A 26,212-nucleotide genomic window follows, 5' to 3' on the forward strand; every position below is an offset into this window, starting at 1 on the left:
CGGTCAGAAGCGATGGCTGACAGAAACCCTCGATTTCCTGCGGCCTTAACCTCTCAGCATACTCCGGAGCGCTGTCTCCCCGGCCGGAAAAGGGCGATCAACCCGGCCGAGAAAAGGCGACCAACACAGCGCGGAAACAGGCGAGCGCTACCTGCCACGCTGTCCGCCCGCCGGCGGCCTCACCGGCCCTCCGGCGACCGCGAGCGGTCGCCGCCGCCGCGCCAGGCGGCGTACAGGCCGGAGACCGCGACGGCGATCGTCGCCAGCGACTCCGGCGCGACGCCGCCGAGCACGAGCCCCACGGCGGTGCCGAGCACGGCCAGGAAGACGATCAGGTCGTGCACGCGGTGGGCGCGCAGGACGCGGTGGGTGCGACTGGTGCGGCGGTCAGGTCGGGTAGGGCGGGCGCTGGGGGTCCGGCTGGTGCGCCGGGACCGGTTGGTGCGCTGGCTCATGGCGAAGTCCCCGTTCACGGTGGGCAAGGCGTCTGTGACGATGTGGTCAAGCCTCGCGGCGGGGCGGGGTGCTGCGGCAGGCGCAGCGGTGCTGCCGGTTGGCTGGCAGCACGCGCGCGGGAGCCACGTACGACACTGGCAGCGCGCGCGTACGAGACGGGGCAGCGCGAGGCGCGTACGGCACGTGGGTGCGGCGCGGAGGGATCGGGGGGCGGCGGGCACGATGAGCGAACTGAAGCCGGTCAACCAGGGCGTGGGGCCCGAAGTGGCGGCGCTGGCCGTCGCGTTGCGGGACCTGTTCCTGGGCCTGGGCGTCTCGACCCGGCGGTACGCGGCCCGCCGCGCGTACGACTCCTCCACCGTCTCCCGCTATCTGAGCGGCAGCCGCATGCCGCCGTGGGAGTTCGTCCTCAACCTGCTGCACGACGTGGCCGAGGAGCGGGGCGCCGTGCCGACCGAGGAGACGATCGGCATGCTCCGCGATCTGCACAACGCGGCGCTGAACGGCAGCAAGTCCCCCGCGCACAAAGTGCAGTTGCTGGAACGGAAGCTGGCCGAGGCCGACCAGGAGGCGCGCCGGGCGGCGGCCCGCGAGCGCTGGTTGGAGGACGCGCTCCAGGACCGCGAGCACCGCGTACGCGACCTCCAGCTGCGCTTCCACGAACTCCAGGCGTCCGCCACCGCGTCCGCGTCGTCCGAGCCGCTGGGTGACGCCGCCGCCGGCGAGCGGGCCGACGAACAGGCGCGGCTCCGCGAGGAGGTGCGCGAGCTCAGGGAGGAGCTGGCCCGGGTACGGGAGCGGCACCAACGGGCGGAGGAGCGCTGCGAGCAGTTGGAGCGCCAACTCGCGGAGGCCGAGGGCGGGTCGGGCGAGGCGGGTGAGGACGCGCTCCTGCCGGAGGTGGTGCACCGCGCGACCGAGGTGACCCGCGTCCCCGAGGAGAGCGAGTCGGCCGGGACCGCGGGTGCCGAGGTGCACAACCGGTTCATGGCCGCGCCCGGCTCGGCGCCGGTCAACTCGGTCTACCAGATCGGCCACGTGCACGGCAGCGTCACCGTGAACGCGGACGACTGGCAGGTGGACGAGGAGATGGTCGCGGCGGTGAGCGTTCGGGTGCACGATGGGGAGGACCATCTGGGCAGCGGCCTGCTGCTGGACTCCCGGACGGTCATCACCGCGTTGAGAGTGCCCTCCGACCCCGACGACGATCCGGAAGCCGAGCTGTACGTGGTCGCCGCCGAGCGCACGGTACGGGCCACGCCGGTCGAGACGCTTGCGGCACCGATGCTCGGCCGGCACCGGCGCCGGCACCTCGCACCCCTGGTGGTGCTGCGCCTCGCCGAGCCCGTCCCCGTACCCGAGCAGCCGCTGACCTTCGACCGGTTCCCCCGCCCCGGCCGCCAACTCCTGGTGAGCGCGTATTCGGTGGACGGACCCTACTCGTGCGTCCTCGACGTCAGGGGCCGCTCCGGCGACTGGCTACGGGTGGCCGGCGAGGTGGTGTACGGCCTGATCGGCGCACCGGCCTTCTCCCGTACGGGCGGGCTCGCGGGTCTCGTCCTGGCCCGCGCCGAGGACGGGCAGAGCGGCCTGCTGCTGCCCGTCGCCGCCCTACCCGCCCTCACCTCCGTCCGGTTGGCGGACCCGGCGACCCAACTGGACGAGGAGCCGACCGGGTCACATCCGGGACCCGCCGGGCCGACGCCGGCCTAGGACCGCGCCCGCGTCCAGCCCCGCGCGGTACGCGTCACCTCGGCGAAGCCGTGCCGGCGCAGCCGCTCGGCCTCCCGAGCTTCGGCGTCGGTGGCGGCCTCCGCGCCGGCGGCGTCGTCCTCGTATGCGAGCACCCGGTCCGCGCCGCACCAGCGCAGCCACTCGGCGGCCCGCGTCAGGAGGGCGGCGAACACCTCGTCCGGGGCGTCGTCGGGCAGGTCGAGGTCGGCGAGGTCGGCCAGGGCCCCGTCGCGGGGGCGGCGTTCGGCCCGCTCCAGGCCGGTGTCCACCTCCAGGTGGCCCAGGGTGTGGCCGTCGCGTCGGGCCGTGAAGCGGGTGCCCAGGTCGCCGAGGGTGCGGTCGACGGTGAGCCCGCGCGGCGTGGGCCCGGTTGGCAGCTCGCGGACCGTGGCGAGCAGCAGGGTCTCGGTGCCGCCGGTGTGGCGGAACCCGGCGCGTTCGTACAGCGCCCGTACATGCGGCCACGGCCCCGGCACGCCGTACACCCCGGGCACGGGCAGGTTGCCGTCCGCGTGCCACAGCCGGGTGTTCCAGGTCGCGAGTTGGGCCAGGCAGGCGGCCATCAGGTGGTCCGCCGAGCCGGCCGCCGCCGGCACGTGGAGGAACCACTCGACCGAGCCGGACCCACGGTAGGAGGGGTCCACGTCGGCGTCGTCGCGGTAGCGCAGCAGGTGGGCGGCGGCCACCAGGCGGGAGCGGTCCTCGGCCACCAGCGTGGCCCGGTCGGCGACCCACGGGTCGGTGACGTACTCGTCGGGGCGCTGTTCCAGGCTCCCGAGCACGGTGTTCACGGACGCGGACACCCCGGGGAGCACCGCGGCGGCGTGCCGGTTGAGCAGGTCGGTGAGCTGATCGCGGTCGGAACGCCGGAACGGGCGTACGCGAGGGGCGGGGTGGTCCGCGGGGCGTGCGGGCATGGCTGGGCCTCCTGGGAGAACGTCAGGGGAACAGGCCGCCACGCGATGCGGTACGCCGTCATCGTAACGGCCGCGCTGCTCCGCGTACCGGGGCCCGCCTGGTACGCGTGGCCCCCAGGCCGGCACGCCTCTGGCCCCCGCGCACCCGGGCCGTCGCGATGCGGGCCACGCGCGATCCGCAGACCCCTCCGCCCCACGCACAGGGCCCCACGCCCAGGCCCCCACGCACAGGGCCCCGCCTCGACCCTGGTGTGCGGTCGGGGCGGGGCCCGGTGCGGGCTGCCGGGTGAGGGTCAGCTCAGGACGGCGAGCGCGGCGTCGTAGTCCGGCTCGTCGGCGATCTCGCCGACCAGCTCCGTGTGGAGGACCTTGTCGTTCTCGTCGAGCACGACAACGGCGCGCGCGGCCAGGCCCGCCATGGGGCCGTCCGCGATGGCCACGCCGTAGGCGTCGAGGAACTCGCGGCCACGCAGCGTGGACAGGGTCTTGACCTGCTCCAGGCCCTCGGCACCGCAGAACCGGCCCTGGGCGAAGGGCAGGTCGGCGGAGATGCAGAGCACCACGGTGTTGTCGAGCTTGCCGGCCCGCGCGTTGAACTCGCGCACGGACTTCGCGCAGGTCGGGGTGTCCACGCTCGGGAAGATGTTCAAAACCTTGCGCTGGCCCGCGTAGTCGGCCAGCGTCTTGTCCGCCAGACCCTCGCCCACCAGGCTGAACGCGGGTGCCTGGGCACCCGTCTCGGGCAGTTCGCCGGTGACCTGGACCGGGTTCCCCTTCAACGTAACCTGCGCCATGAAAAGCCTCCTGCCAGCGGTGTCCATCGTCGGTGCAGCACGCCCGATCCTAGTGCGGAGGCGGCCCCCGGGGCCGCGCGCCCCCTGCCGGCGCCCGCATCGCGGACGGGCCCGCGTCACACCCGACGCGCCGTTCCGGACTGGCCCGCTCCCCCGCCCGCCGAGCCGGCGACTACGACCGTGGGACCAGTCGGCGGGCCTGTCGTCCATCCACGGGTGGAGTCCGCCCCGTCCGACAGACGGGTTCCGTCCGAACTGTCGTACGCGAGAGGGTTGATGTGTACGACAACCACCGACAGGAGGGCCCCCACCCGTGCGCAACAGACGACCAGCCGCCTCCCTCATCGCAGCGAGCGCGGTCGCCGCGCTGATTCCCGCGCTGGCCCCGACCACGGCCACCGCGGCGGACACCGCCGGCGCGCCGCGCGCCGCCACGCAGCAGCACTTCGCCCAGCAGAAGCTCGACTGGAAGCGGTGCGACCCCGAGGCGCCGGCCACCTTCCAGTGCGCCACGGTCAGGGTGCCGCTCGACTACGACCGGCCCCAGGGCAAGAAGCTCGACATAGCGATATCCCGCATCAAGGCGAGCGCGCCGGACCAGCGGCGCGGCGTGCTGTTGCTGAACCCCGGCGGACCCGGCGGCGCGGGCCTGGACATGCCGGTGTACATGAGCGAGCAACTGCCCAAGTCGGTCAAGAGCCGCTACGACCTGATCGGTTTCGACCCGCGCGGCGTCGGCCAGAGCGCGCCGGTCACCTGTGGCCTGTCGTACGAGGAGCAGGTGTGGGAGCGCCCGTACAAGGCGGCCACCTTCCCGAGCGACGTGCGGTGGGCCCGCACCGTCGCGAAGAAGTGCGCCGCCGGTAACGGGTCCAAGCTGCCGCACCTGACGACCCGCAACACCGCCCGCGACATGGACGCGATCCGCGCCGCGCTCGGCGAGAAGAAGGTCTCCTACCTGGGGTACTCGTACGGCACCTACCTCGGCGCGGTCTACGCGCAGATGTTCCCCGCGCGCGCCGACCGGTTCGTGCTGGACAGCGCGGTGGACCCGCAGCGGATCTGGCGCGGGATGATCCAGATCTGGGCGGAGGGCGCCGAGCCGGCCTTCGACCGGTGGACCCGGTGGACCGCCGAACGCAACGCGAAGTACGCGCTCGGCAAGACCCCGCGCGAGGTGCGCGGGACGTTCTGGAAGCTGGTCGCGCGGGCCGACCGCGACCCCATCGTCATCGACGGCCAGAAGATCACCGGCGACGACATCCGGGCCGGCCGCGCCGTCTTCTTCAGCGTGCGCGAGGCCGCCGAGGCCGTCGTCGAGCTGAAGAAGGCCGCCGACAGCGGCAAGCCGCGCCTGGCCCGGCTGCCCGACATCCTCAAGCCCGCGGCTCCGCCGACGTTCGGCCGGACGGCCGCCGCCGCCGCCGAGGACAACGGGACGGCGTCCTTCTGGTCCGTCGTGTGCGCCGACACCCGCAACTGGCCGCGCGACCCCGAGACGTACCGCCACGACGCGATCCGCAACAAGGCGAAGTACCCGCTGTACGGCGACTTCGCGTCCAACATCACCCCGTGCGCCTTCTGGGGCAAGGGCAGCGAGCCGGCCACCAAGGTCAACAACAGGGTGCCGTCGCTGATCCTGCAGAACGAGTGGGACTCCCAGACCCCGCTGCCCAGCGGCGTCGGCGCGCACCGGGCCATGAAGGGCTCCCGGATGGTCACCGTCGCCGGCGGCGAGGGCCACGGCATCTACGGCTCCGGTTCGTGCGCCGACAAGACGGCCACCACGTACCTGACCACCGGCAAGCTCCCGGCCAAGGACCTCACCTGCCAGGCCCCCGAGCCCAAGCAGCAGAAGTCGGTCCGCCTCCCGTCCCCGACCGCCGCCCCGACTACGGGCCGCTGACGCTGGCCCGGCTTCTGATCACCTGAGCCCCACCGCCCCGCCCCCGCTCCCGCCGCTGGCCGGAGCGGGGGCGGGGTGCGTGGGGGGTTCCGGGCGTACGAGTGGGGGCGTTGGGTTGATCAGGGTCGCTGGGCGAGAATGCCCCGCATGACGTTGGGCGGGGAGTTCAGGGACGGCATCGCGGAGCGCGTCGCGCGCTTCAACCGGGCGGGTAGCAGGCGGGCCAACGAGGCGGAGGTGGATCGCCGCCGGGTGCTGGACATGTTCCCGCTGGAGTCGTGGCCACAGTTGCGCCTGGAGCAGTACGCGCTGGGCCCCGCCACCCACCGCACCACGACGTACACCTTCTGCCGCCTCCTTGAGTACGGGACCAGCGCCTTCGGCAGCATCCGGGGCGGCAGCGCGGCCAAGCACATCATCTTCCAGCACCGGACCGGCGAGTGGCGCGTGGTGCCCGCCGCGCTGCGCACGCTCGGCGTCGAGGAGGCGTGGAGGCGGTTGCGCGGCGAGTTCGTGGCCGCCTTCGAGGCCGCTCGCGCGGGCGCGTACGAGCGCATCGACGAGTTGGAGGCGCTCTCCTACGGGCAGGCCCTGACCACCAAGGCGCTGGCGCTCTACTTCCCCGACGCGTTCCTGCCGATCTTCTCCGCCGCGCACGTGCGGCATTTCACGGAGCTGCTGGGCGGCAGGCCGCGCCAACACTCCTCGGGCGTACGGACCTGGCAGGCCAACCGCGAGCTGCTCGCCCTGGTGCGGGCGGTGCCCGAGTTCGACGGGTGGCACCCGCACGAGGTGATGGCGTACCTGTACGCGTTCCACGACCCGCGCCCGCGGGACCGGGTGATCTGGAAGATCGCCCCGGGCAGTGGCGCCAAGCTCTGGGGCGACTGCCTGGCCAATGCCCGGATGCGTACCGGCTGGGACGAGGTCGGCAGCCTCGGCCAGTACGAGAGCGACCAGGAGCTCAAGGAGGCGCTGGACCAGCACTGGCCGCACAGCGCCGGCGGCAACCTGCGGCTGGCCCGGCAACTGCTCGCCTTCCGTGACCTGGAGCCCGGTGACGTGATCGTCGCCAACCGAGGCAAGTCGGAGGTGCTGGCCGTGGGCTCGGTCACCGACGGCTACTCCTACGCCACCGACGTGTCCCGCTACCGGCACACGGTGGGCGTGGCCTGGGACACCTCGTACGCCCAACACTTCGACTCGCCGCGGCACGCCTGGCAGCAGACGTTCGCGAAGGTGCCCGCCACGCTGTGGCAGGAGATTCGGCGCGGGCGCGGCAGCGTGGTGGAGGGCAGTGCCGAGCCGGCGGCCGGTGCGGACATCGAACTGCCCACCGCCGTGCGCACGGTGCGAGACCTGCTCCAGCACAAGGGACAGGTCATCCTGCAGGGCCCGCCCGGGACGGGCAAGACGCGGCTGGCGCTCAGCGTGGCACTCGCCATCGCCGGGCGGGCCGACAAGATCGACGCCCCGCCGCAGGAGCGCGCCACGGCGCTGGCCGAGCTGTCGGAGGTGCCGGCCGGCGCGCCGGCAGCCCGGTTGACCATGGTGACGTTCCATCCTTCCTACGGGTACGAGGACTTCGTGGAGGGGTTCAAGCCGGTTGCCGCGCAGGGCGCGGCGGGGTTGCGCCTGGCCATGACGGACGGGCTGTTCCGGCGAGTGTGCGCGGCGGCCCAGACCGCGCCGGACGAGACGTACCTGATCGTCGTGGACGAGATCAACCGCGGCGACCTGCCGCGCATCCTGGGCGAGTTGATCACTCTGCTCGAGCTCGACAAGCGCGACTCGATCCCGATCACCCTGCCCACCAGCGGTCGGCAGCAGACCGTGCCAGCGAACGTGCGGATCATCGGCACGATGAACTCAGCCGACCGCAGCGTGGGCCACATCGACGCCGCCATCCGGCGCCGGTTCGCCTTCGTTGACGTACCCCCGGACCTGGACGTACTCGACGGCGAGGTGGGCGGCCTCGGCCTGGCCAGCCTGCTTGAGGGGCTCAACGACAAGCTCGAGTCCGCCTTCGGTCCCGATCACCTGCTCGGCCAGTCCTACCTGCTCGCCGACGACGAGCCGATCGGCACCGCGGAGCAACTCGCCCACGCCTTCCACCACGAGATCGTCCCGCTGGTGGCCGACTACTGCCTGGGCCAGCCCGATCTGCTGCGCAGCGTGCTGGGCTCGCTGGTGGACGACCACAGCGGCCGGGTCGTCCACACCAACCCGCACGACCTGCCCGGGATACTGGCCGACGAGTTCGTGGCTGGGCGCGTCGCCGGTGAGGACGACGACACCGTACCGACCGGAGAGTAGTGGCGTGCTCCCCTTCGTGGACCGATCCGAGGTGAAACTGCGGGAACACTCCGCGGTCACCGTCCCCCACGCCAGACTGAGCCAGCGCGACCTGAGCGTGCTGGAGAAAACGAAGGCGGTGCGCGTCACGGACACGCGCGACGGCTACGTACTGCGGACGAACTCGACCACCGGGGTGCTTCAGCTCGACCGGATACGGCTGGTGCTGCGGCCCAAGTTCACTATCGACGGCAAGCGGCTGATCGACTGGCTCTGTTACGCGCACGGCCAACGCGAACCGGTCGACTCGCTCCGCAACTGGCCCCTGGGAAAGGACGGGTACGCGGGGCTGGTGCCCGCGGCCCTGCTGCACGAGTGCCGGCTCCTACTCCGCCGGGGCCTGCGCCGGGACTATGTGCGGCGCAGCCGCGTGGACACCACTCTGCGCGGCCGACTGGATGTGATGGCCCAGGCCACTCGTCGCTTCGGCGCGATCGACCGCCTCCACACGCGCACGTTCGAGTACGAGGACGGCGGCTGGGAGAACCTGGTGTGCGGGGCCGCGCTGGCCCGCGCGGCGCAGAACTCGACGGACCCGCGCACGACCCAGGCCCTCCTGGACGCCGCCGGCCAGTTCCCCGCGCTGCCACGCACACGCGACGCGCTACCCCTGCTCGCACGCGGGCAGTACACGCGGCTGAACGACCATTACCGCCCAGCCCACGCCTGGGCTCGGATGGTGCTGGGCGACGGCGGGGTACGGGACCTACTGGACCCGTACGGGTTCGCCGCCAAGAGTCTGCTGCTCAACCTCAACGTGCTGTGGGAGAACGTGGTGCACCGCATGGCCGCCGACGCGGCGGTGGCCCACGGAGGTCGGCGCGCACAGCCGGGCGAGGGAGGCATTCACACCACGCGCGAGGGCGCCGCCCCCGGCGCCACCGGTCAGGGCACGGCGATGAGGCCGTTCCGGCCCGACGCACTCCTGGCTTTTCCCCCGTCACCCGACACGGCCGGTATGGCGCGTTACCTGGTCGTGGACGCGAAATACAAGGCGTACCAGGACGGCACGGTCAAGCCGAGCGACCGGCATCAACTTCTCACCTACATCGCCGGGTACACCGACCCCTCGACCCCACTGGCCCTGATCGTCCACCCCGCACCCGACGGGCCGACGCGTCACCTGCTGCGGATCGAGGGCCCGCGTGGGGTGCTGGGGCGCATCGAGGTGCTGGGCCTGGACACCCGCACCACACCCGAACAGGCGGCGGGCCCCCTCCGCGCGGCCATCGCCCGGTTCGCCGCCAACCAGCCGCCACCTCTCCCCTAGCGGCGCGAGTGCCGGCAGGCCGCTACTCCCCCGCCGCCCGACCCGCCACCGGCCGGCGGCGTTGGTTCGGGTCGGTCAGGGAGGTGGGGCGCCAGACGCCGTCGGCGCGGTAGCGGTCGGTGCCGGGCGGGACGATGGTGTCGATGCGGTCGAGGGTCGCGTCGTCCAGGGTGAGATCGGCTCCCGCCAACAGGTTGTCCAACTGCTCCTGGGTGCGCGGGCCGACGATGACCGAGGTGACGGCGGGGTGGGCGAGCGGGAAGGCGATGGCGAGTTCGGGGAGCGTGCGGCCGAGGTCGTCGGCGACCTCGACGAGTTGTTCCACCACGTCCAGCTTGGCCGCGTTCTCCGGCAGCGTCGGGTCGAAGCGGGCCGGGTGCAGCGCGGGCCGGCCGGTGGTCATGTCGATCGGTCGGCCCTTGCGGTACGCGCCGGTCAGGAACCCCGAGGCGAGCGGGCTCCAGGTCAGGACGCCCATGCCGTACCGCTGGCAGGTCGGCAGCACCGAGGTCTCCACGCCACGGGCGAGCAGCGAGTAGGGCGGCTGCTCGGTGCGGAAGCGGGGCAGGGCGCGGCGTTCGGCGACGTGGTGCGCCTCGGCGATCTCCTCGGCCGGGAAGGTGGAGCAGCCGAACGCGCGTATCTTGCCCTGCCGCACGAGGTCGCCGAGGACGGACAGGGTCTCCTCGATGTCGGTGTCCGGGTCGGGCCGGTGCACCTGGTAGAGGTCGATCCAGTCGGTGCCGAGCCGGGTGAGGCTCTCCTCGACGGCCCGCGTGATCCAACGCCGTGAGTTGCCGCCGCGGTTGCGGCCCTCGCCCATCGGGAAGTGCACCTTGGTGGCGAGGACGACGTCGTCGCGGCGGCCCCGCAGCGCCTTGCCGACGATGGTCTCGGACTCGCCGGCGGAGTACATGTCGGCCGTGTCGATGATATTGATTCCGCGATCGAGCGCGGAGTGCACGATCCGCGCGCACGCGGCGTGGTCCGGGTTGCCCACGGAGCCGAACATCATGGTGCCCAGGCAGTACGTGCTGACGTCGATCCCCGTACGCCCCAGCGGGCGGTAGCGCATGTCCATGCGCCGGCACGGTATGCCTTGGAGTGGACTCCAGGGCAAGGGGTCGCGGGAGACGTGGTGGGCCGACTACCGGGTGCGGTAGGGCGCCAGGAGGTCGGCGAGGGCGGACGGCATCGCCTCCGGGGCCTCCTCAGCGGGGTAGGGGCCGCACTCGGGGAAAGCGAGGCACGCGGGTCGTCGGTGACGGGCCGCATCGTGGCGCCGACCACCGCGCCCGGGTTGTCCGCTCCGCCGATCGCCAGGACGGGCAGGGACTGCTCGCGGGTCGCGCGCTCGTGGTTCTGGGCGGTGGTCGTGTCGAGCGCGCGGTAGCACGCGAAGCCGCACCGCAGGGCCTCGGGATCGGCGGCGAGCACGTCGACGTGGTGCTGGACGGCGTGGTGCTGGACGGCGTGGCCGGGCAGCGGCCGGGTGGCCTTGGTCGCCAACTGGTCGCCGAAGTGGAGGTGTTTCCGCCCGCGGACCCACTCCTCGTTGACGCCGGCGAGTCGGTTGAACACGAAGTGCCAGAGGCGGTCGTTGGCCTCGCCGCCGCCGAGCAGCGGCGGCGACGGGGAGAGCCCGGGGATCGCGGCCTCGGCGACGGCCGGGCGGGCGGCCCGTTCGGGGTGGTCGGCGGCCCGCCGGGGCGGGGCGTCAGGCTCGCGCGTAGTCCGCCAGGGCCGGTTCGAGGAGGGCGAACGCCTGGACGGCCTCGGGTTCCAGCAGGGCCGCGATCTCCGCGTTGTCGCGGCCCGCGAGCGTGAGGTCCTGGATGCGGCGGAACAGGACGCGGTGCACGCCGCCGATGAGGGCCGCGGCCGTGCGCGGGGCGATGGCGTCGGGGGCGGCCCCGGTGGCCTCGGCGAGGGCTGCGGCCAGGGCCTCCTCGCGCTGGTCGTGCAGGCCGCGCAGGCACGCCGTCAGCGCGGGGCTCTCCGCGATCATGCGGGTGAAGGCCGGCCCGGCGAAGCCGGCGATCGGGTCCTGGGCGGCGACCGCCGCCAGGAACGCGCGCCGCAGCGCCGCGAGGGCCGACTCGCCGGGTTCGCGGTCGGCGACGTGGCGGGCGAGGGAGGCGACGAACGCGTCCTGGTGGTCCAGGGCCAGGTCTTCCTTGCGCGGGTAGTAGTTGGTCACGGTCTTCTTGGCGACGCGCGCGGCGTCGGCGATCTCGGCGATGGTCGTGCGCTCGAAGCCGCGCTCGACGAAGAGTCTGGTCGCGTGGTCGGAGATGGCCTGCCGCGTCTCGCGCTTCTTCGCCTCGCGCAGGCCCGGGGCCGCGCTCTTCGTCGTGCTCGACTCGATACCCATGAGGGAACCTTACCCTCGTTCTATAAATACGTTGACACCCCGGATGGCTCGTGTGTAAGTTTACCTTCGTCGTAAACTTCCCGGTGGGCCAAGCGCCGCGCAGTCGCGCGCCGCGGGCGTCTACCGGGGCTGAGCGATGTCCACGACGCATACGCGCGCCACGCACCCACGGAGGACTGTTTGCTGCACGTCACTGCCATTCCCGCGGCGCCCGGCCGAGCGGGCGCGGACCGCGAGAGCGTCGACGCGCTCCGCGCCGTCTCGCTCGCCGCCGGGCCGCTCCCGGCCGACGCCGACGTGCGCGACGCCACGGTGGGCGACGCCGACGGGCGCGAGACGGACGTGCGCGGCGACTGGGTGCGGGCGCCCGGCGCGCGGGGCGGCGCGGTGATCTACGTACACGGCGGCGGGTTCGCGCACAGCAGGCCCGAGGCCGAGCGCGTGCTGGCCTACCGGCTGTCGCGGGCGACCGGGCGGCCGACGCTGCGCGTCGACTACCGGCTGGCGCCCGCCCACCCCTACCCCGCCGCGCTGCACGACGTGTTGGCCGCCTGGCGTGCGGTGCTGGACGCCGGCGTGCCCGCCGCGGACATCGCCCTCGTCGGCGAGTCGGCCGGGGCCACCCTCGTGCTCTCCGCCCTGCTGGAGATCGCGCGGACCGGCGGGCCGGTGCCGGGGGCGGCGGTCGCGATCTCGCCGATCACCGACTTCGCGCTGACCGGCGCCTCGCTGGACGCGGCCGACGGCCGCGACGTGCTGAGCCGCGCCGTCCTCACCGCCGTCGCCGCCGACTACCTCGCCGGCGCGAGCCCGCGCGAGGCACCCCAGTCACCGCTGTACGGGACGTTGCACGGGCTGCCGCCGCTGCTGGTGGCCGTCGGCACGGACGAGGTGCTCTACGACGACGCCCGCCGCTTCGCCGAGGCGGCCGACGCGGCCGGGGTGTGCGTACGCCTGGACGCGTACGAGGACATGCAGCACGCCTTCCACCTGTCCGAGCCGGGCGGGGTGGTGCTCGACCGGATCGGCCGGTGGCTGGCCGACCCGGTGCGCGCGTACACCGTGAGCGGCCCGGACGCCGGGCCGTACGGGGTGGCGAGCGGGCCGGACGGGGCGCTCTGGTTCACCCTCGTCCACCAGGGCGCCGTCGGGCGGCGGGACGCGGCCGGCCGGGTCACGACGCACCCCGTCGGCGCGGGCCCGACGGTGATCGCCCCGGGGCCGGACGGTGCCCTGTGGTTTACCGAGTACGGCGCGCACCGCGTCGGCCGGATCGCGGTGGGCGGCGACGCGGGCGGCGTGGAGGTTGCGGGCGCGGCGGGTGACGCGGCGGCTGCGGGCGATGCGGAGGTTGCGGGTGGCGCGGCGGCTGCGGGCGACGCGGAGGTTGCGGGCGATGCGGAGGTTGCGGGCGATGCCGGCAGCGTCAGGTGGTACGCGCCGCTGACCGCCGACGCCGGCCCGTACGGGATCGCGGCCGGCCCGGACGGGGCGATGTGGTGCACGCTCTCCGCCGTCGACCGCGTCGCGCGGATCGCCCCGGACGGCACCGTCACCGAGTACCCGGCGCCCGGCGCGTTCCCGTCCGCCCTCGTCGCGGGCCCCGACGGGGCGCTGTGGTGCACGCTCAACCAGGGCAACGCCGTGGGCCGGATCACCACCGACGGCCAGGGCACCGCCTACCCGCTGCCGACCGAGGCCGCGGGCCCCGTGGGCATCACCGCCGGGCCCGACGGGGCGCTGTGGTTCGTCGAGATCGGGGCCGGGCAGATCGGCCGGATCACCGTGGACGGCACGATCACCGAGTACCCGCTCCCCGACCGCGCGGCCCGCCCGCACGCCATCACCACGGGCCCCGACGGCGCGCTGTGGTTCACCGAGTGGGGCAGCGGCCGAGTCGGGCGCATCACCACCGACGGCGACATCACCGCGTACGACCTGCCGAGCCGCGCCTGCGAACCGCACGGCATCACCGCGCACGACGGCGCCGTGTGGTGCGCCCTGGAAACCGGCGCACTCGCCAGGGTCGCCCCCGGCCGCGCTGACACCCCGTAAGCAGCACCCCCACCAGTCCAGCCCCAGCCCCAGCCACTCCACCCCAGCCCCCTCGGAAGGAACCTCCTTGCCCCGTACGCCCCATGCCTCCCCCGACGCCGCGACCGCCTTCGACCGCCAGGTCAGCACCCTGATCGAGCTGGGCTACCCCGCAGCCTCCGGACTCGACGCCGAGCGGTTCGCCGCCCTCCTCGCCCCGCTACGCGAGGCCGCCGTGGCCGCCGCGGCGGACATGGCGGACCCTGCGGACATGGCGGACCCAGCCGACCCAGCGACAGACGCGGCGGGTGAGCCCGGGGGCGAGGCCGTGACCGGGCGGGTGCCGTTCGTGCTGGTCGTCACCCGTAGCGTCGTCCCGATCGAGGAGACGATGCCGCGCACCACGCTGCACCGTGGGCGGCTGCCCGGCTTCGTGGACCGCAGCTTCGAACCCGGCGCCCTGGAACGGTTCGTCGCCACCGACGAGGTCGCGCTGCCAGGCCACGACGCCTATCTGGTGCTCGACGTCGAGCGCGGCGAGGAGTTCTGCGGCGCCGTCCCCGACGACGCGCTGCGTACCATCGCCGACCGGGGCCGCACCCCGCTCACCATCGAGGAGGGCATCGCCCTGATCACGCACTTCCCGCAAGTGCTGGTCAAGAACAAGTGCTTCTCGCTGGGCGGCTCGCGCAGCGGCGACCGCCGGGTCCCGGCCCTGTGGATCAGCCAGAAGGCCCCGAAGCTGGGCTGGTGCTGGCAGAGCAACCCGCACACCTGGCTGGGCGTGGCGTCGGCGGGCGGCCGACGCGCGGCGACGCCGGCGGCGTAACCCGGAGCCGGGGCCCGGGGCGGGGTCCGGCTCCGGGGCGGGGCCCTCGGCCGGCGCCCTCACCCTGACCGGTGGGTGCCGTACGGCCCTCGCTCTCGGTCGCGTACCGCCCGCGTGCGGCGCATGACGCACACGGGCGGTACGCGGGAACGCGCCGCGCGGACCCCGCCGACAGGGGCGGCGCGGCCGATGGAGCCAATGGAGCCAATGGAGCCGACGGAGCGGACGCGGGTGACGGTGCCGACGGGGACACCGGGCAGGGCGCGGCCGGCGGGACGGCGTCGGGTGCGGTCGGCCCCGGGCCCTCCGGGCCGGGGCGGCGGCAATTCCTCGCCGTCTCCGGGGGCGCACTGCTCGCCACCGGTGGCGGCCTGGCGGGGTGGGCCGCGCTGCGCGGGGGCGACAGCGAGCACGACGAGGACGGCGCGTCCGGTTGTTCGGGCCTTCCTGTGCACCGCATCGGGCTCCAGGCCGCGCTGAGCGGCGCGTACGCCCCGCAGGGCGAGGCGCAGCGCACCGGCGCCCAGTTGGGCCGTCGAGCAGTTCAACGCGCCCCCCGACCGGCGGTACGAGGCCCGGCTGCGCACCGCAGACGACGGGGGCGCCCGGAGCGTACCGCCGCAGCGGCACGGTCCCTGGCGGAGGACCGCTCGGTGCTCGCCGTGATCGGCACCACCACCGACGAGAGCGCGACCGAGGCCGCCCCCGTCTACCACGAGGCGAACCTGGCCATGGTGGGCACCGTGTTCGGCGCCTTCCTGCCGGGCCTGCCACGAGCCGCCCGTACGGTGCTCTACGCCCGGCCGGAACACGGCACGGACGTGGCGCCCGTCAGCCTGTACCTGCGCAAGCAGATGCGCGCGGGCCCGGTCGGCGTCATCTCCGAGCGGGCGACCGACTTCTACAGTTGGTCGCCCGCGCGGATGGCGATCGGGGTGCTGCGCGCGACGGAGTTCCCCGCTGCCCCGCGTACTGCCCAAGCTCCCGCCCGACTTCCGGCCCGTCGTGCGGGAGTTGCTGGACCGCGATGTGGGCGCCCTCATCTTCGCCGGGGGCGCGCGGGGCGCGGTCGAGGTGGCCAGGGAGGCGGCCCGCGCCGGGTGCACGGGCCCGCGGGTGGCCACCCAGGCGGCGTTGGACCCGCTGTTCCTTACTCCGTGGGCACGCCGGAGACCCGCCCCGTCGATGGCCGCGCCCACCTGGCGACCCGGTCCAACGACGGTTACCTGACCGTGCCGCTGCTGGCCTACCTCGCGCGCAAGGCCCGGCCCCGCACCGTCGGGCTCGTCGACGACCGGTCCACCGGCGACTTCGGCTGGACGGCCGTGCGCGCCATGCAACAGGCGCTACGCGCCACCGACGTGGCCGTCCACACCCTCATCGCGCGCCGGGGCGCGCGACAGGCGCGCGGCGGCGGGCGAGTTGCTGGCGGCGGGCGCGGACGCGGTGGTGCACTGCGGCGGCTTGGACGGCGCGGTGCCGCTGGCACGGGCCCTGCGCGCCGCCGGCTTCCGCGGTCCACGGCTGGCCCTCCAACCGGTGCTCGAACAGGAGTTCCCGCGCGCGGCAGGGCCCGCCGCTCGGGGCTGGATCATCGGCGCCACCGTCGTCGACGCCACCACGGCTCTGCGCGCCAGGGCCTTCGCCGCCAGCTACCGGTCCCGCTACGACACCCCGCCCCCGCGCTACGCCGCCGAGGCGTACGACGCCAACGGCTACGTGGCCCGCGGCCTGCGCGCCCTGGATCCGGGCGGCGATCTGCGCCGCGGACTCACCGTGCGGCTGCCCGCCACCGTCCACCCCGGCGTCAGCAAGGAGATCCGGTTCCGCCAGAGCGACCGCACGCCGTCGGAACATAGGCTCTACCTTTACCGCGCGGACGCGGACGACTTCCGCTTCCTCGGCGACTACCGGGGCGCGATGGGGGCAGCGGTTGGGAGGGGCGGCTGGCCCACCACTTCGTCGTATCACTCCCCACCGGCAGCAGTGGGCGCGATGGCGCCTCGTCATCGCCACCAACGGCGCTTAGCAATCGAGATGTTGACCTGTTCGCCCTGAACAGTGATAACCGTCTGCCAACTGCCCTGACTGTTGAGGGCCTGGTCGACGGTTCCAGCAGAGAACGCCTTGTTGGCCATCAAGGCACCTTGCGAGGCTGCTTCCGGATCGCGTGCTAGCAGGTCGGTGACGTACTCCATCACAATTCCCTGCGCCTCCTGGAGGGAACGGGCCCGTACGCTCTCTTCGCCGACCGTCACCGAATAGCTGCTCATCAGGCCCACGCTACCGTTGGCCCGCCCCGCGCCGGCTTCGGGATCTCGCACGCCACACCGCCGGTCCAGAAGGTCGTGTCATGCTCGGATGACCGAAAGAGGGGAAACGCCGTGGACGCCTTGACCGTAGCCCATGACGTGGTGCCGTATGTCACTGCCGCCGTCGCCGCATACGGTGCAGCCGTGGTGAACCGAACCTCTGATGTGGCCGCCGACGCGACGGTCTCTCTTGGTCAGCGCATCGCGCAGCGGTTGTGGAGACAGGAGGAGAACCGAGGCGGGCTGGAGCAGGCTATCGACGAGGTGGCCGCAGACCCGCAGGACGAAGACGCTCAGGCGGCCCTGCGTGTACAGGTACGCCGCATTTTGCGGCAGGACGCCGCTTTGGCTGCCGAACTGGCTCAGCTTCTGCCCGCCCGCGCCTTCACTGCATCAGGCGACGGCGCCGTTGCAGTGGAGACGAACAACGGCGTCATCAGCACCGGCGACGGCGCCAACATCCGACGATGAGTGAGCGGCCCCCTATCGAGGCCTCCGGTGAGCGGGCTGTCGCTGTCGGCTCCAACAGCGGCATCGTTTCTACCGGCGAACACGCCACAATCGACGCCCGCACTGTTCATCTGTCGCTCGATGCCGTTCAGCAGCCGGCCGATGTACCGGCTCCACGGGGGACAACCAACCTTCCTGCGCCGGCCCACCCCGACTTCGTCGACCGCGTCGAACCCCTGGCCCGTCTGGAGGCCGCTCTGGCCGAGCCCTCGCCGGCAGTACCGCCGGTTGTGCATGGTCTGGGGGGAACGGGTAAGAGCGCTTTGGCCTTGCAGGTCGCCCATCGCCACCGGCACCGGCTCAACCCGGTCTGGTGGCTCAGCGCCGACTCCGCCTCCAGCCTTACGCACGGGCTCGCCGACCTTGCCGCCCGGCTCGCCCCCCACCCACACTTGGCGACATCGACCAGCACCGAGCGCGCGGAGTGGGCGCTGAGTTGGCTGCAGGCCCACCAGGACTGGCTCCTCGTGCTGGATGATGCCGCCTCGCCGCACGACTTGGCCCCAGTGCTGGGCGTGACCACAGGCCGGCACATCATCACCAGCCGCCGTGCCACCGGCTGGCGCCGCTTGGCCCAGTCCCTCCCCCTGGACTCCCTGCCTCCCGACGCCGCAGTGGAGTTACTCATGCGCACCATCGAGTCGTACGAACCCGACGACGAGCCAACCCTGACCAGCCTCGCGCGCGAGCTGGGAAACCTCCCCCTGGCCCTGGAACAGGCCGCCGCCTATATCGATTCCACTGCCATCACCCCGGCCGCCTACCTCAACCGCCTCCGTCGCTACCCGGGGCGCATGTTCGCCGCTACGGCAAGCGGTCAGGAGGCTGACGACCAGCGCACCGTCGCCCGGATCTGGCAACTGTCCATCCAAGCGATCACCAACCAGCAGCCTCTGGCCGGGGACCTACTACGGCTTTTCGCCTGGTTTGCCCCTGCCCCACTGCCGCGCGACGCCCTCGAAGTCCTCCACGAGGGCTTGGGGGAGGACCTACTGGCGGTCGATGAGGCATTGGCCCTCCTCAGCGACTACAGCATGATCAACCTGTCCCGGCAGGCTGTCACCGTCCACCGTTTGGTCCAGGCCGTGGCCCGCGTCCCCGACCCTGCCGACCCCCATCGCACCATCCAGGACATCACCCGCGCCCGCGAACGAGCCACACTGCTGCTGGAGCAGGCGCTGCCAGAGAACCCGTTGTTCAATGTCGCCGGATGGCCCCGATGGCGACAACTCCTGCCGCACGTCATGGCCTTGACTGGCCAGACACCGACGGAAGAGAAAGATCTCCATACTGCCGGCCTGCTCGTGGCCGCCTCCGGCTATCTTCAAGGTGACCACCAGGCCAGCGCAGCCCTATCCTGCGCCAAGCAGGCGGTAGACATCCACACCCGGCTTCAGGGGCCCGATCACCCGGCCACGCTCACCGCCCGCAGCTTCCTCGCCAGCGCGCACCGGGCCGTCGGCGACCTACAGGCAGCCCTCCCTCTGCACGAGCAGAACCTGGCAGCTCATGAACATGTCCACGGTCTCGACCATCCGGACACCCTCGTCGCCCGCGCGAACCTCGCCTACCTTTACGCCCTACGAGGCGAGCTTGCAAGAGCCCGGGACCTGCACCAGCAGAATCTGACGGACATGCAGCACCTTCACGGCCCTGACCATCCACACACCATCAACGCCCGAGCCAACCTGGCCAGCGCCTACCGCGACATGGGCGACTTGCAAACGGCCATCGATCTCCACCGCCAGGCAGTCATCGACTACGAACGGGTATACGGGACAGATCACGCCGAGACCGTCACCGCCCGCAGCAACCTTGCCTACGCCCACCGGCTCGCCGGCCAGGTCGATGTGGCTACCGCCCTATTCGAGAGAGTGCTGTCCGACCGCATACGCCTCTACGGCCCCGACCACCCCCTTACCGAACTGGCTCGCCAGTTCCTCGAGTAAGCCCACACCACCGGCCACCCGGGAAAGCCCTTCATCCGCGCAACCAGTAGAGGCCACCTAGATTCCTCGCGTGCCGAGGCCAGCGCCCCCTACCGGTCGCTACGGCTCGGGTCCCATCCCCGCCCGAACCCGACCACCCCCGCCCACCCCCGACCGGACCCGCCCGCCCAGCGATCAACTCTCCCCGCAATAAAGCCCGTTCACGGCGGAGCCATCCCGTCCGGGTCGCCTGGCGGTGACAGGCGCGAGGGCGAATACCGGCCGCGTGCCGGGTGGGGTGGTGGGTGTCGCGGCCAGGGGTGGAGGGTGGGCCGAAAAATGCCACCGCTCCGTCGTGCAGCCTGAACCAGCACGTCGCCAGCGGGAACCCGAGTTTGCGCCAAGCACATCGGCGTTGTCCGAATTCTTGCGGCCTGCGGGTGGTGCGCCCGCCGCATGGGGGCTGACCTCGGGAGAGTGGGTGAACCACGGGTGTGATCGCGGGGGGAGTGCGGGGGCGCACAGAGGGCGCGCAGGGGGCGTGAGAGGGCGAACGCGGTTGCCGTTCGGCCCGCGACAACCGTTCTACCTGCGGGTTTGCCGCGCATGCGGGGGGCGAGCAATGTGGCGGATTCCCCTCCCAACCAAGCTTCACTCTGCGAGCATCTAGGCCAGTGGAATCAGGCCATACGGATTGCCGTGGGGGGAGTGGCCATGGGGCTGCTCGGCGATGAGGTGGGGTTCGCGGGCGCCCTGACCGCTCAGGAACACGAGAGCGTGATGGCTCTCGGAGGCCAACGGACATACGCGGCCGATGCTCACCTTCTGACAGAGGGGGACCGGACCAGTCACGTAATGATCATGCTGCGGGGATGGGTGACCGTTTCCGTGTCCACGGATCGCGGTGCCACCCGGTTGATACTGGGGCTGCGCGGACCGGGTGAACTCCTCGGTGAGATGGCCGCGTTGGACAGTCATCCGCGCAGCGCCACGGTGCGCGCCCTCGGGCCGGTGGAGGTCCAGGTCATCTCCGGGGACGCGTTCCGGCGCTTCCTCGCCCTGCACCCGCGCGTGAGCGGCCTGGTGATACGCCAACTCACCTTCCGGTTGCGCAGTTCCGACCAGGAGCGGTCCGCGCTCGCCTCGCTCACCGTGTTGCAACGCCTGGCCGCGCGGCTCACCGAACTGTCGCGGGCCAACCCCACCGGCCCGTACGCCCCAGCGCTCCCCGGCGCGCGCCCCACGCGGGCCGTGGTGCGGCTGGCGCAGGACGAGTTGGCGGCCACCGTCGGCGCCACCCGGGAGGCCGTGGCCAAGGCGCTGCGGCTGCTGCGCGACCAGGAGGTCGTACGGACCGGCAACCGGATGGTGGAGATCCTCGACCCCGCGCTGCTCGCCCTGCTCGCGGACGGACACCAGGAGTGAGGCGCGGGGCGGGTCCGTGGCGCGCGGGCGGTGGCATGGGCGGGCTTGTGTAAACGGCTACAGACGGCCTTCGGCCCTCGGCCCGAAGCTGAGGGGGCCGGCAGACGAGAAGACGGGGGGCACGGCGTGGACGACGACGCGAGGGACGCCGCCGAGGCGCGCTACGAGCTGGTGATCAGCGTCGACGCGCGGCGGTCCGGGGAGTACGAGGACGCGGACAAGCCGTCCATGCGGGCCCAGCTCTACCGGGTGCTTGAGGCCGCGTTCCGGCAGGCCAAGGTGGCCCGGGACGCCGTCCACCTGGAGGATCGCGGCGACGGGGTGCTGGCCTCGGTGGCCAGTCGGGTGCCGGTGACGCGGCTGCTCGGGCTGTGGATGGTCGAGGTGCACGAGCACCTGCGGCACGAGAACCGCGGGTTGAGCCGGCCGCTGGGCCTGCGCGTCGGCCTGCACGTCGGCCCGGTCCGCCACGACGAGCGGGGCATCAGCGGGCGCGCGGTGGACCTCGCGTGCCGGCTGGCCGACTCGCCGGTGGCCCGCGCGCTGCTGGACGCCGAGCGGGCCGACCTGGTGCTGGTCGTCTCCGACGCGCTCTACGAGGACGTGGTGCGCGGCGGCGGCAAGTACATCGACGCCGCGCACTACACGGCCGCCCGGCTGCGGCTCAAGGAGGGCGAGGCCACCGCCTGGTTCCGGCTCCCCGGCCGGCCCGCGCCCCGCGTCCCCGCGACGGCCGAGGGGCCGTCGGCGGGAGGTGACGCCAGCGGGAGCCGCACCGGACCCCCGGAGGCCGGAGAGGCCGAGGGCCCCGCCGGCGCCCAGAGCGCCGCCGACGCCACGGGCCGCGAGCACGCGTGCGACGACCGGAAGGCCGGGGACGGCGGCGCCGGGGGCGGCGGCGCTGGTGATGGTGGCGCTGGTGACGGCGAGGGCGCGTGCGGGACCGGTCCCAGCGACGTTCGGTACACCGTTCACGGCGACCTCTCCCACCACTGGGGCAACCAGTACCACCAGGGCGTACACATCGGGCGCAACGTCGGCGACACCGGACCGCGAAGGGGCTGAGCGGCATGGCCGAGGAGCAGCAGGCGGGCGGCGCGGCCGAGCCCGCGCGGGACGACGCCCCCGCGCCGCGCGCCGACCAGCGGGAGCGGGGCGGCGAGCGCGGCCGGGACAGGGAACGCGGCCGGGACAGGGAGCGGGGCCGGGACAGGGGGCGGGGCGGCGAGCGGGGGCAGGGGGAACGGGGCGGGGACGGTGAGCGGCCCGGGGCGGAGGGCGGCGAGTCCGGCGGGGGCGAGGACGAGGCCGCCGAGCGGGAGCAGGAGCGCGAGCGCGCGGCGGGGCGGTTCAAGGAGCACACCCGGGACCCGCTGGCCGGCGAGGAGAGCGAGGACGGGCCCACCGACCTGGCCGCCGCGTCGCGGGCCCGGCGCACCAGCCAACTCCTGTTCGACACCGGGCGGGACTGGAACAGTTTCGACCGTTCGTACATCGGCAGCGCCCACATCGGCGATATCCACCTGCGGATGGACGCCCGGCAGCCGCTCACGGGGGTGCGCGGCGGGCCGGTGCCCGACGAGGAGTTACGCCGGTTACGCCGGGTGCACGTGGAGCCCGAGGGGTACGTGCGGCTGCGGACCGCGCTCACCGCGCGCCGGCTGCTGGTGCTCGGCGCGGCGCCGGGCACAGGCCGTACCAGCACCGCGCTCTCGCTCCTCGACGAGGTCACCGCGCAGGCTCGGGCCGACGCGGACGCGGCCGAGCCGCCCGCCGCGCGGGTGCGGCGCGTGGACCCGGAGGGCGGGGTGCGGCAGCTCGCGGACTCGCTGTCCGGCGAGGGCGCCGAGCAGGCGGCCCGGGGCACCGGTTACCTGCTGAAGCTGGAGCTGAGCCGGCCCGGCGCGGTGCCGCCGGAGGCGATGGACCTGGACCAACTGGCCGCCGCGCTGGCCGCCTGCGGCTCGTACGCGGTGCTCGTGGTCACCGTCGGGTCGGCGGCGAACCCGCTGTTGGCCGGGCGGTACGGGATGCTGTGCCCGCCGGCCGACACCCAGGAGCTGCTGACCACCCGGCTGCGCGAGCGCGTCGAGGACCACGTCGCGGCCGTGGTGGACGAGGTGGCGGGGGACGCCGAGCGGCGGGTGGCCGAACTTCTGCGGCAGGCCGAGGAGTTGGCCGTGCGGGACGAGGTCACCGAGGCGGTGGGCCTTGCGGACCTGCGCCCGGCCGAGGCCGAGTTGCTGGCGTCGCTGCTGGCCGGGCACCTGCTGGAGGAGCTGTCGTACGAGGAGTTGCTGGCCGGCTGCCGGAGCCTGGCCGCGCGGCAGGCGCAGGAGTGGTTCGCCGGCGTGGACCGGGCGCTGACCGCCCAGGCGGCCGGCGCGGGCGAGCGGCCGACCCGGCCGGAGGCGGCGGCCCTGTTCCACCCGGTGGCCTCGCGGATCGCGCTGGCCGTGCTCGGCGGGGCGACGCGGAGCGCGGTGGCGACCGCGGCGCACCTGCTGACCTGGGAGCTGTCCGTCCAGAGCGACCCGGACGCCACCCCGACCAGGCCGCTGTTCTGCGACGACCCGGAGTCCGAACTCGCCCTGTCGCGGGCCGAACTCACCGACGGGCACGTGGAGATGGCCGGCACGGAGTTCGCCGCGCGGCTCATCTGGTACCGGGGCACGGCGCTGCCCGGCGCGGTGCTCAGCGAGGTGTGGGACCGGCACTTCCCGGTGCGGGCGCCGGTCGTGCGCTGGCTGCGGCTGCTCGCCGACGACCCCCGGGCCCAGGTGTGGGTGCGGGCGGCGGTGGCGGCGGGCGAGCTGTGCGTACGGGACTTCGACCACGGCCACGCGGAGCTGGTCCGGCCGCTGGCCGAGGCGAGCACGGCCCGCCGCCGCGTCTTCGCCGCCACCCTGCTCGACCAGGCCGCCGGGCACGCCTCGCACCGCGCGGTGGTGCGCGGCCTCGTGGGCGACTGGGCCAGGAACGGCACCCGGGAGCTGCGCTGGACGGCGGCCATGGCGCTCGGCTACGGCAACGCCGCGGCCAGCGTCGGCGACACGCTGGACGCGCTGGCCCGGATCGGGGTGCGGGGCGAGGGCGAACAGATGGCCGTTGCCTCGTTCAACGTCGTACGGCTGCTGACGCGGCCCGACGCCGCCGCCGTGCTGCGCCGGATGTCCGACTGGACCCGGCACCGGGACCCGGCGTACCAGGACCTGGGGCTGGTGACCACGGTGCGGCTGGCCGGGCACGGGGTGGCCGACGTGCTGGCGGACGACCCGAACTCCGGACTCGGCGAGCGCGGCCACTGGCCGCTGATGCTGGCCCTGGCCGCCACGCGGCCCGAACTGGTCGCCCCGATCGCGGACTTGATGTGGACGGCGCTCAACACGCCGCGCTCCAAAGAAGTAGCGACGGACGCGCTCGAGACCTTGCTGCGGTCGGCCGTGCGCAAGGACAGTAAGGGCGGTGCGGAGGGCACGAAGCCGGGCCTGGCCGCTCTGCTGCCCGCGCTGCTGAGTACGGAAGCGGACCGGCGCCGCCTGGACTGGCTGTTGCGCCGCATGATGAACGATCCCGAAGACCCGCTCCCCGACGCCCTGGCCCGCCGGTTGTGGCGGCTGGCGACGCCGCGCGACGGCGCGGACCAGGCACGGCGACCGGAGCGGCACGAGGTGGAGGAGAGCCATGGGTGAGGACGCGGGCATGGCGGCGTACGGGGGCGGCGCCGGGCAGACACTGGCGGGACCGCTGCTACGGGACTACGCGCCCAACGGCCCCTTCCGACACACCAGCCCCCGCACCGCGTCGGTGCTCTTCTACCGCAACGGCGGCTACAGCATCGTCACCGTCGCCGGCGCCCAGCACGTCGACAAGCGCGCCCTGGCCCGGCCGACGGCGGTGTGCGAGATCGCCCTGGGCACGTACGTGACCACGCTGACCATGGAGCTGCCGGCGATGGGCGGCACCACGTTCTTCAAGGCCGAGGTGGACATCCACTGGACGGTCACCGACCCGCACCTGGCCGCCACCAAGGTGGTCACCGACGTGGCCCAGCGACTGCGGGCGCCCGCCCTGGAGCGGCTGCGCGAGGTCTCGTCCGCGTACCGGGTGAGCCAGGCCGAGAAGGCCGACCGCGCCATCACCCAGCAGTGCGCCAGCGGGCGCTGGGACGACCTGGGGGACGAACTGGGGCTGCGGGTGCGGCTGTACGTGCGGCTGCGGGTTGACGACCGGACCATCCAGCACAGCGACGGCATCCGGGACGCGCACGCCTCGGCCGAGCTCACCCGGGTGCACCAGGCCCAGTTCCGGGCCATGTTGCAGGGCGGCGAACTGGACCAGCTCAGCTACATGCTGGCGGCCGAGCCGGAGGAGGCCAAGGCGTTCCTGGAGAAGATCCGACAGGAGGGCAGGCAGGACGAGAAGGAGCGGGTGGAACGGCTCTTCGCGATGGTCGAGAGCGGCCAGATCCAGTCCACCGACATCGAGACGCAGGCGCTGAACCTGCTCAACCAGGGCCGGCAGCAGGTCCAGGGGCCCATCGGCACCCGGCCGGCCCACCGCACCCCGCCGGAGCTGCCCGCCGAGCCGCCGTTCACCCCCGACTGGGTGCTGGACGAGCCGGCCCAGCCGCCCTGCCCCGACCAGCCGCCGCGCCGCCGCCCGGCCGACGACCCGTACGAACCGCACGACGCGTACGACCCGTACGAGCCGCACGGGACCCGGGCCGACGCCGATCCGGAGCCGCCCCGGCGGCGCCGCCGGGACGACGGGTGGGCGTGGGCGGAGGAGGAGTGATGACGGCGGACGGCGGCGCGCGAACCTCCCCCGACCCGGTCGTGCCCGTGCCGGACGGGGGTCAGCGCGGGCACGACCGGGCGGGGGAACGCATCGCCGAGCGCCTGTTGACCACGGTCCGCGAGGACCTCGGCCGGGCCGACTCCAAGGCCGGCGTGCTGCTGTCCGGGGCGCTGGCGTTGCCGGCGTTCCTGATCGGCTGGCACGGCACGCCCGGCTGGAGCGGCCTGGGCGACGTCGCGCTGATCGTCGCGGGGGTGCTGTGGGTGGTCGCGGTGTCCGCGCTGGTGCGGGCGCTGCTGCCGCGCACGGGGACGCTCCGCCCGTGCGAGGGGGTGACGTACTTCCGCGATCTGCTGCCCCCGCACGATCTCGGACGGCTGTCGACGCAGCTCAGCGAGGCCGGCCGCGACCCGGTCCGGTGGCTGCTCGTGCAGGCCGTGGACGTCAGCTCGATCCTGTCCGCCAAGTACCGGGCCATCCGCTGGGGAGTGAGCACGCTGGCGCCGTCCGCGGCGCTGGCGTTGGCCTGGAGCCTGACCGCGCGCTGAGTCGCGACCGCGCGAGGGCG

The 26,212-nt window shown here is 73.5% G+C and carries 19 protein-coding genes and 2 pseudogenes; 15 read left to right on the forward strand and 6 right to left on the reverse strand.

All coding sequences use genetic code 11. The features are described from left to right. Window positions 1–179: 179 nt before the first annotated feature. Entirely contained in the window at window positions 180–455 is a 276-nt protein-coding gene (locus H7H31_RS15100; RefSeq protein ID WP_232109866.1) for a hypothetical protein, read from the reverse strand. Between the two features lie 223 nt (window positions 456–678). On the opposite strand from H7H31_RS15100, the gene H7H31_RS15105 reads away from it, so the two are divergent. Beyond that, the gene (locus H7H31_RS15105) at window positions 679–2,169 is read left to right on the forward strand and encodes a hypothetical protein (protein ID WP_187060864.1); all 1,491 of its coding nucleotides are present in this window, start codon (window positions 679–681) and stop codon (window positions 2,167–2,169) included. On the opposite strand, the gene H7H31_RS15110 is transcribed toward H7H31_RS15105, so the two are convergent. Beyond that, window positions 2,166–3,107, reverse strand: a complete 942-nt coding sequence (locus H7H31_RS15110) for a GNAT family N-acetyltransferase (protein ID WP_187060865.1) — start codon at window positions 3,105–3,107, stop codon at window positions 2,166–2,168. The genes H7H31_RS15105 and H7H31_RS15110 overlap by 4 nt on opposite strands. 293 nt (window positions 3,108–3,400) lie before the next feature. Beyond that, window positions 3,401–3,901 carry a thiol peroxidase gene (gene tpx / locus H7H31_RS15115; protein WP_176163098.1) on the reverse strand — a complete coding sequence of 167 codons (501 nt, stop codon included), beginning with the start codon at window positions 3,899–3,901 and terminating at the stop codon, window positions 3,401–3,403. Between the two features lie 313 nt (window positions 3,902–4,214). Between tpx and H7H31_RS15120 the strand changes: the two genes are divergently transcribed. The 3 genes from H7H31_RS15120 (at window position 4,215) to H7H31_RS15130 (ending at window position 9,432) form a co-directional block, all read left to right on the forward strand. Then, entirely contained in the window at window positions 4,215–5,807 is a 1,593-nt protein-coding gene (locus H7H31_RS15120) for an alpha/beta hydrolase (protein ID WP_187060866.1), read from the forward strand. A gap of 147 nt (window positions 5,808–5,954) precedes the next feature. After that, window positions 5,955–8,123 carry an AAA family ATPase gene (locus tag H7H31_RS15125; protein WP_187061015.1) on the forward strand — a complete coding sequence of 723 codons (2,169 nt, stop codon included), beginning with the start codon at window positions 5,955–5,957 and terminating at the stop codon, window positions 8,121–8,123. Between the two features lie 4 nt (window positions 8,124–8,127). Next, a complete protein-coding gene (locus tag H7H31_RS15130; protein WP_187061016.1) occupies window positions 8,128–9,432 on the forward strand; it encodes an McrC family protein in 1,305 nt (434 codons plus the stop codon). Between the two features lie 22 nt (window positions 9,433–9,454). Here H7H31_RS15130 and H7H31_RS15135 read toward each other — a convergent pair whose 3' ends face one another. Both H7H31_RS15135 and H7H31_RS15140 read right to left on the reverse strand, forming a co-directional pair. Next, window positions 9,455–10,507: an aldo/keto reductase gene (locus tag H7H31_RS15135; protein WP_187061019.1), complete on the reverse strand. Its 1,053-nt coding sequence runs from the start codon at window positions 10,505–10,507 to the stop codon at window positions 9,455–9,457. Window positions 10,508–11,149: 642 nt separating this feature from the next. After that, complete coding sequence (locus tag H7H31_RS15140; protein WP_187061017.1) at window positions 11,150–11,806, reverse strand: TetR/AcrR family transcriptional regulator; 657 nt, start codon at window positions 11,804–11,806, stop codon at window positions 11,150–11,152. Window positions 11,807–12,193: 387 nt separating this feature from the next. On the opposite strand from H7H31_RS15140, the pseudogene H7H31_RS33925 reads away from it, so the two are divergent. The 4 genes and pseudogenes from H7H31_RS33925 to H7H31_RS15155 all read left to right on the forward strand — a co-directional run. Continuing rightward, window positions 12,194–12,784: pseudogene (locus H7H31_RS33925) on the forward strand (alpha/beta hydrolase fold domain-containing protein); the annotation flags it as partial. 33 nt (window positions 12,785–12,817) lie between these two features. Then, window positions 12,818–13,861, forward strand: a complete 1,044-nt coding sequence (locus H7H31_RS33930; RefSeq protein ID WP_232110304.1) for a Vgb family protein — start codon at window positions 12,818–12,820, stop codon at window positions 13,859–13,861. Window positions 13,862–13,928: 67 nt separating this feature from the next. Then, window positions 13,929–14,669: a DUF5701 family protein gene (locus H7H31_RS15150; protein ID WP_187117932.1), complete on the forward strand. Its 741-nt coding sequence runs from the start codon at window positions 13,929–13,931 to the stop codon at window positions 14,667–14,669. A gap of 1,401 nt (window positions 14,670–16,070) precedes the next feature. Further along, a pseudogene (locus tag H7H31_RS15155) lies at window positions 16,071–16,727 on the forward strand (ABC transporter substrate-binding protein); the annotation flags it as partial. On the opposite strand, the gene H7H31_RS15160 reads toward H7H31_RS15155, so the two are convergent. Beyond that, the gene (locus tag H7H31_RS15160; RefSeq protein ID WP_187060441.1) at window positions 16,676–16,942 is read right to left on the reverse strand and encodes a hypothetical protein; all 267 of its coding nucleotides are present in this window, start codon (window positions 16,940–16,942) and stop codon (window positions 16,676–16,678) included. The pseudogene H7H31_RS15155 and the gene H7H31_RS15160 sit on opposite strands and share 52 nt — an antisense overlap. Before the next feature lie 111 nt (window positions 16,943–17,053). On the opposite strand from H7H31_RS15160, the gene H7H31_RS15165 reads away from it, so the two are divergent. From H7H31_RS15165 to H7H31_RS15195, 7 genes are all read left to right on the forward strand, one after another. Beyond that, window positions 17,054–17,452 (forward strand): hypothetical protein, encoded by a 399-nt coding sequence (locus H7H31_RS15165; RefSeq protein ID WP_187060442.1) that lies wholly within the window; start codon window positions 17,054–17,056, stop codon window positions 17,450–17,452. Next, window positions 17,449–19,440: a tetratricopeptide repeat protein gene (locus H7H31_RS15170; RefSeq protein WP_187060443.1), complete on the forward strand. Its 1,992-nt coding sequence runs from the start codon at window positions 17,449–17,451 to the stop codon at window positions 19,438–19,440. Before H7H31_RS15165 ends, H7H31_RS15170 begins: the two co-directional genes overlap by 4 nt. A gap of 693 nt (window positions 19,441–20,133) precedes the next feature. Next, a complete protein-coding gene (locus H7H31_RS15175) occupies window positions 20,134–20,844 on the forward strand; it encodes a Crp/Fnr family transcriptional regulator (protein WP_187059732.1) in 711 nt (236 codons plus the stop codon). A 126-nt stretch (window positions 20,845–20,970) separates the two neighbouring features. After that, a complete protein-coding gene (locus H7H31_RS15180) occupies window positions 20,971–21,909 on the forward strand; it encodes a nucleotidyl cyclase domain-containing protein (protein WP_187059733.1) in 939 nt (312 codons plus the stop codon). A 5-nt stretch (window positions 21,910–21,914) separates the two neighbouring features. Beyond that, a complete protein-coding gene (locus tag H7H31_RS15185; RefSeq protein ID WP_187117933.1) occupies window positions 21,915–24,536 on the forward strand; it encodes a hypothetical protein in 2,622 nt (873 codons plus the stop codon). Further along, entirely contained in the window at window positions 24,529–25,641 is a 1,113-nt protein-coding gene (locus H7H31_RS15190) for a hypothetical protein (protein ID WP_187062500.1), read from the forward strand. The genes H7H31_RS15185 and H7H31_RS15190 overlap by 8 nt, the downstream gene beginning before the upstream one ends. Beyond that, window positions 25,641–26,192: a Pycsar system effector family protein gene (locus tag H7H31_RS15195; protein WP_187062501.1), complete on the forward strand. Its 552-nt coding sequence runs from the start codon at window positions 25,641–25,643 to the stop codon at window positions 26,190–26,192. The genes H7H31_RS15190 and H7H31_RS15195 overlap by 1 nt, the downstream gene beginning before the upstream one ends. Window positions 26,193–26,212 lie beyond the last annotated feature (20 nt).

The organism is Streptomyces buecherae, from assembly GCF_014295035.1.
In the GTDB taxonomy this organism is placed as follows: domain Bacteria; phylum Actinomycetota; class Actinomycetes; order Streptomycetales; family Streptomycetaceae; genus Streptomyces; species Streptomyces youssoufiensis.